We start from the raw sequence: 6436 nt of genomic DNA, 5'->3' as shown, positions 1-6436 counted from the left end.
TGGCGGCCATCCGGTCCCGGCTGCCGTTGCGCTGGAATGCCTGAACATCTACGAGGAACGCCAACTTCCGACACACGCCCGGCAGGTCGGCGCGCGTCTGGGGGCCGGCTTGCGCAAATTGTCCGACCATCCGCTGGTGGGCGAAGTACGCGGTGCCGGCCTGATGTGGGGTGTCGAGGTGGTGGCCGACAAAGCCACTAAAGCCGCTTTCCCAAAAGAGTGGAAAGTCGGCCTGAGCGTGTCTCAGCAAACCGAAGCCAACGGCGTGACTGCCCGTTCGCTGAACGACAGTGTGGTGTTCGCGCCACCATTGATCATCACCGACGCGGAAGTCGATCTGGTTCTCGAGGCCTTTACCAAAGGGCTGGATGCCAGTTTGGCGCTACTGCGCGAGCAATCGCGCTTCAACGGTTGAGCTCAGGTATGCACTCACGAACAATGAGAGGCTAATTCCTTTCCCTAGATAGCCCTTCGGTGCCTTATGAAAAAAGCTACAAAAGCAGTCGTTGGAGAACCCGAAATCGCCATGGATATGCGCGACCTGTTCTCTGTCCAGCTTCAACGCCTGGCCGGCCTGTCGAGTCGTATCGCTGCGATGACCATTCCCCAGCATTTCGCCATTACCGTACTTGAATGGCGAACCCTGGCGATTCTCGATTACCTCAATCAGGCGCCTCTGGTTCAAGTAGCCAAACATGCCAGCGTTCTGAAAAGCCAGATGAGCAGAATCGTTACCAACCTGACCAAGCGCGAGTTGATCGAACGTCAGCCCAACCCTGAGGACGGGCGCAGCGCATTGCTCTGCCTCACGGCAGAAGGCAGGGCGATGGTCCATCGGATCCTCGATGACTCCCAGGAGCGGAACGAACGCATGCTTTGCGGGTTATCGGCCAACGAGCTCAAGCAACTGCGCGAACTGATGCAGCGCGTCTATACCAACAGCCTCGAGTACTACGGCGAACTCAAGAAAAACAATCCGTACAGCCTGAGTCCGGAGAATGACGATGAGGATTGAAGCATGTCGCTCGACACCCGCCTGACCCGCTTGCTGGGCATCCGCTACCCGATCATCCAGGCAGGCATGAGCTGGGCATCCAGCTGCGCCGCGCTCCCCGCCGCCGTCTCCAATGCCGGTGGTTTGGGAGTGATCGCCGCAGGACCGATGCGCCTGGCCGATCTCGCCACAACGCTGCGCCAGGTGCGCGAACTGACCGACAAACCCTATGCGGTGAACATTCCCCTGTACCGCAAGGGCGCCGATGAAGTCCTGGACTTGCTGGTGGCCGAACAAGTACCGGTCATCATTGCCAGCCAGGGCTCGCCCAAGGCTCACTTGAAACGCTTCAAGGATTACGGTGCGACTTGGCTCCACGTTGTCGCCTTTGTCGAGCACGCACGCAAGGCAGCCGCCGCGGGGGTCGATGGACTGGTAGTGGTCGGCAGCGAAGCAGGCGGTCACCCGCCGGCCAATGAAGTGAGCACGCTGGTCAACGTGCGACGCGTGTTGCAGGAAGTCGACTGCCCGCTCGTGGCAGGCGGTGGAATCGCCGATGGCTATGGCATTGCTGCGCTGCTCGCCCTGGGAGCTGACGCCGTGCAATTAGGCACACGCTTCATGCTGTCCGAGGAAGCGTTCCTGCATCCTGCCTATAAGCAAAAAGTACTCGACGCCGACATTGGCGACACCGTCCTGGTCGGACGTGGAGCGTTGCCGGTGCGCAGCGTGCGCAACGCTTTTACCGAACGCGTTGAACAGGCCGAGCGCGACGGCATGCCACAGGCTGCCCCCGACGCCTACGCCTCACTGCTGGCTTCGGCCAGCTTGAAACAAGCTTCATTCGACGGCGATGTCAGCAACGGCAAAGTGGAGGCAGGGCAAAGTGCCGGTCTGATCCATCAACTGCTGCCCGCCGCCGCAATCATGCAATCACTCATCGAAGAACTCGAACAGGCCCTCGCCCGCCTGCGCGCCATGCAACCCTGACAGGAGCACTTTACATGACCGAACAACAGGTCGTTTTGCGCGAAACCCGGGATGGCGTACAGACGCTGACACTCAATCGCCCGGACAAACTCAATGCATTGAACTTCGCACTCACTGAAGGGCTGGTGCAGGCCCTGAAGGATGCCGATGCCGACCCGTCGGTTCGGGTGGTTATCGTCACCGGTGCCGGTCGCGGCTTCTGCGCGGGAGCCGACACCCGCGAGTTCAAGGTGCTGACCCCAGACAATCAATCGCTGGTAGAACGTCGCGCCGCGCTGACCACAGAGTTGCAAGGACTGGTCAAGCAGATGAGCAAACCCGTGATCGCCGCCGTGAACGGCTACGCGATGGGTGGCGGTAGCGGGCTGGCACTCTCCTGCGATCTCGCGCTGGCTGGCGAAAGCGCACGCTTCGGTTATCCAGAGGTCAAGCACGGGATCGTCGCCGCGATAGTCATGGCAGGGCTGGTCGAGCATGTCGGGCGCAAGGCAGCCTTCGATCTGGTCGCTACTGGTCGTACCCTGGATGCTCATGAGGCTCGGCAGTTGGGCATGATCAACCGAGTCGTGGCCGACGCCGATCTGCTTGGCGAGGCCCAAACGCTGGCGCAGCAGATCGCCGCCCATCCGTTACAGGCGATGCAGGCCACCAAGGGAATTTTCCACCGGGTCACTGAATTGCCCTTCAGCGAAGGCCTGAAGATTGGTCAGCAATTGAATGCCCAAATGCGTGCCTTTCGCCAAACGGAGTCGCCAGCATGAAACCCCTGGAAGGTGTGACGGTTGTGGAGCTGGCTCGAGTTCTGGCATGCCCCTTTGCCGGCATGATTCTCGCTGAGCTTGGCGCCCGCGTGATCAAAGTCGAGCAGCCTGTCGACGGTGACGAAACCCGTGGTTATGAGCCTTTTGTGCCCCAGGCTGACAAGAACGTCGACCTCCTGGACGAGGATGCCCAGGCCGAAGCATTGGGACGCGAACGCAGTGCCTATTTCTATGCCTTCAATCGCAGCAAAGAATCGATCACGGTGAACTTACGCACCGTCGAGGGCCAGGAAATCGTCCGGAAACTGACGCGCGATGCCGACGTTGTACTGGAAAATTTCCCGGTCGGCACCCTGAAACGTTACGGCCTGGACTGGCCGGTGCTCAAGGAGATCAATCCGCGCTTACTCTACGTCTCCTGCACCGGGTTTGGTCAGACCGGCCCCTATGCCAGTCGCAAGGGTTACGACACTGTATTCCAGGCCATGAGCGGCATCATGAGTCTCACCGGAGAGAAAGATGGTGGCCCGGTGAAACCAGGTATCCCTGTCTCGGACCTGAGCTCTGGTTTGTGGATCGCCCTGGGTATCGTTTCCATGCTCCAGGGTAGACAAAAAGAAGGCACGGGAGCCTACCTCGACTTCTCCATGCTCGACGGACAAATCAGTCTGCTGGCCTTGGCCGCTGCCCGCTACTTTGCTTTGGATGAAGTACCCGAGCGCCTGGGCACCGAACATCCTGGCCGCGTGCCTTCAGCCAGCTTCCTTTGTGCTGATGGCGGTTACGTACACATCACCGGCGCCGATCAGCACTGGCATCCGCTCTGCTCCGTCCTCGGCCTGGAATCGCTGGGAGCGGATCCGCGTCTGCAACACAACAGTGGCCGCGTATTGCACCGCGATGAAGTGATGGCGGCCTTGTCGAGCGCCATCGCCCTATTGACCCGAGATCAGCTCTGCGCGGCCTGCGACGCTGCGGGTGTACCCGCCGGGCCGCTGAAAACGCTGGACGAGGTGGTGGTCGACCCGCACTTGCGCGCTCGCGGCGTGTTTGCTGACTTCGAACATCCAGAGAGCGGACGTTTCCCAGCCATTCAGTTGCCGTTTCAGTTCAGCGGTTACGACAACCCCACGGCAAACCGCCCGCCCCTTTTGGGTGAACACACCGACCGGGTGCTGCAAGACCTCGGCTACAACTCGCAAGACATCTACGCCTTGCACCGTTCAGGAGCGGTATAACCATGAATCAGCCTGATCTGTCCTCTGTTGTCAGTCTCACCGTGGAAGAAAACATCGCCACCCTGACCCTGAACCGCCCGCAGGCACGCAACGCCTTGAATACTCAACTGTGCCTTGAGCTCCACCTGGCGGTCCGTGAAGTCAGCAAACGCGACGATATCCATGTTTTGCTGGTGCGCGCCAACGGGCCAGTATTCTGTGCTGGCGCCGATCTCAAGGAGCGCAAGGATATGGATGAAGACCAGATACGCGCTCGACGCATCAAGGCCTTCGCCTTGTATGCCGCACTGGAAGACCTGCCAATACCGGTGATTGCAGCAATCCAGGGCCCAGCAGTGGGTTCCGGCTGCGAAATTGCCAGCGCCTGTGACTTCATCGTCGCCAGTGACCTGGCCAGCTTCCGTTACCCGGAGGCACGTTGGGGCACGGTCGGCGCTACTCAGCGGCTGCCACGCATTGTTGGTAGGAGAATAGCCAAGGAACTGATGTTCACGGGGCGTGAAGTCAGCGCCGTGGAAGCCAAATCCATCGGTTTGGTCAATCAAGTGTTACCTCACGCTGAGTTCGATAGCTATGTCGAGAGACTGGCACGAGAGATCGCCTCGGCGCCGACTCATGCCATCCGTAGTGCCAAACGCACCATCGACAAAGGCGCCGATGACAGCCGTTTTGGTGCTCTGGCCCACGAGATCCTCGCCATCGAGGACAACCTGACTGAAGGCACCTGGCGTGCCGGCATGACATCTTTCGTCTGAGGACCCCCCATGACCGTATCGACTTCCCCGCTGCCCGGTCCCCTGTGGACAGTATTGAATGACATTGCCCGGCAACACCCCGACAACGACGCGTTAATTGCCGAAGACGGCCGCCTGAGTTATCGCCAATTGCTCGAACAGGTGGATAGCACCGCTCGTGCCATGCTCGGCCTTGGCCTGCAAAGGGGCGAGCACATTGGCCTGCTTATGGGCAACTCCGTGCAATGGGCGGTGCTTTGGTACGCGGCTGCTTCACTCGGTCTGGTCTGCGTACCTTTCAACACCCGTTTCCGTAGCGAAGAACTCAGTTATGGCTTGGCCCACGAAGATGTACGGGCGCTGTTCTGCGTCGATACTTTTCTCGACAAGATCGACTTTGTCGCCATGCTCGGGGAGGTCGAGCCAGCCATAAACACCACACTACCCGGGAGCAATCTGCCGCTGTTGCGGCATCTGGTGGTCTTTGGTCAAAGGGTGCCTGCCGCAGCGCTTGGCAACGCCGACTTTCTTGAACTCGGCGCCGATCTCCAGCCTACCGAATTGGCAGTAGCGCGCGCACAAGTGGAGCCCGACGATACGCTGTTGATCCAGTTCACTTCGGGAACCACAGCCTTCCCTAAAGGGGTGATGCTCAGCCACGCGTCGATGCTCGGAATAGCCAAGTGCGTGGCCGTCCGCATGGGCGTGCGATCAGAGGATCGTTATTTCAGTCCAAGACCGTTCTACCATGTGGCAGGTAGCACCATGTCGTTGCTGGTCGCACTGGTTCATGGCGCCACCCTGGTCACTGCCGCGACTTTCGACCCGGCTCAGGCACTGGCTATCATGGAGCGCGAGCAGTGCACACTGACCTCAGGCAATGACACCATGTTTCTGATGATGTTGGCCGAGCCTGGTTTCAACGCTTATCGACTGTCTCTGCGTGGCGGTTGGGCGGCGGCCAGTCCGCAGATCCTTCATGAGGTCGTCGAGAAGATGGGCGCGAAGGACATATGCAATGCGTACGGTCTCTCCGAAGCCTCACCGAACCTGGTCTGCTCTGATTACCGCGAGCCGCTGGAGTTGCGTCTCAACGGCTCCATGACCACCCACGCGGGGCTGGAAATCCAGGTCCGCGACCCTGCCACCGGTCAACCAATGCCGCCCGGCCAACCGGGTGAAATCTGTGCTCGCGGCTGGAGCCTGATGAAGGGTTACTACAAGCTGCCTGAACAAACCGCAGTCACCCTGAGCGAAGGCTGGCTGCAAACAGGGGACCTCGGAACACTCTCCGAAGATGGCCGCCTGCAGTTTATCGGTCGACTCAAGGACATGTTCCGGGTCGGTGGAGAGAATGTCTCGCCGCTGGAAGTCGAGCAGGTACTGCTGAAACACCCCGCTGTAGAGCTGGCACAAGTGGTCGGCGTGCCAGATCCGCGACTGGGAGAGGTCCCCGCCGCCTATGTCACCCTCAAGCAGGGAAACTGCGCCAGCAGCGAAGAGTTGATCGCGTTCTGCAAGGCACGCTGCGCCAACTTCAAGGTGCCGCGCTATCTGTGCATCGTCGAAGAGTTCGAGAGCATCGGCATGACAGGATCAAGCAAAATTCAAAAGGGCCGACTGCGCGAGCATGCAATTACACAATTCAGGCTGAGCTAACCGTGAGAAAGCCTGGTATCGAAATCGGCAGGCTGACGATACCGGGCGACTGGATTTGCG

The 6436-nt window shown here is 59.8% G+C and carries 7 protein-coding genes; all 7 read left to right on the top strand.

The genetic code is table 11. The features are described 5' to 3' along the window. On the top strand, window positions 1–415 hold a 415-nt coding region (locus PMI29_RS12710; protein ID WP_007999126.1), incomplete at its 5' end, for an aminotransferase class III-fold pyridoxal phosphate-dependent enzyme. Window positions 416–526: 111 nt separating this feature from the next. Next, window positions 527–1015 (top strand): MarR family winged helix-turn-helix transcriptional regulator, encoded by a 489-nt coding sequence (locus PMI29_RS12715; RefSeq protein ID WP_033052450.1) that lies wholly within the window; start codon window positions 527–529, stop codon window positions 1013–1015. 3 nt (window positions 1016–1018) lie between these two features. Next, the gene (locus PMI29_RS12720; RefSeq protein WP_007999123.1) at window positions 1019–1984 is read left to right on the top strand and encodes an NAD(P)H-dependent flavin oxidoreductase; all 966 of its coding nucleotides are present in this window, start codon (window positions 1019–1021) and stop codon (window positions 1982–1984) included. Between the two features lie 14 nt (window positions 1985–1998). Then, entirely contained in the window at window positions 1999–2745 is a 747-nt protein-coding gene (locus tag PMI29_RS12725) for an enoyl-CoA hydratase/isomerase family protein (RefSeq protein WP_007999121.1), read from the top strand. Continuing rightward, on the top strand, window positions 2742–3983 hold the full coding sequence (locus PMI29_RS12730) for a CaiB/BaiF CoA transferase family protein (RefSeq protein ID WP_007999120.1): 1242 nt from the start codon (window positions 2742–2744) through the stop codon (window positions 3981–3983). The genes PMI29_RS12725 and PMI29_RS12730 overlap by 4 nt, the downstream gene beginning before the upstream one ends. A gap of 2 nt (window positions 3984–3985) precedes the next feature. Next, window positions 3986–4738 (top strand): enoyl-CoA hydratase/isomerase family protein, encoded by a 753-nt coding sequence (locus PMI29_RS12735; protein WP_007999118.1) that lies wholly within the window; start codon window positions 3986–3988, stop codon window positions 4736–4738. 9 nt (window positions 4739–4747) lie between these two features. Further along, window positions 4748–6376, top strand: a complete 1629-nt coding sequence (locus tag PMI29_RS12740) for an AMP-binding protein (RefSeq protein WP_007999116.1) — start codon at window positions 4748–4750, stop codon at window positions 6374–6376. The last annotated feature ends 60 nt before the right edge of the window (window positions 6377–6436 follow it).

The sequence above is a fragment of the Pseudomonas sp. GM49 genome (assembly GCF_000282355.1).
Classification (GTDB): domain Bacteria; phylum Pseudomonadota; class Gammaproteobacteria; order Pseudomonadales; family Pseudomonadaceae; genus Aquipseudomonas.
The sequence above is the reverse complement of the archived record's forward strand: the minus strand, read 5'-3'. Positions and strand labels throughout refer to the sequence as shown.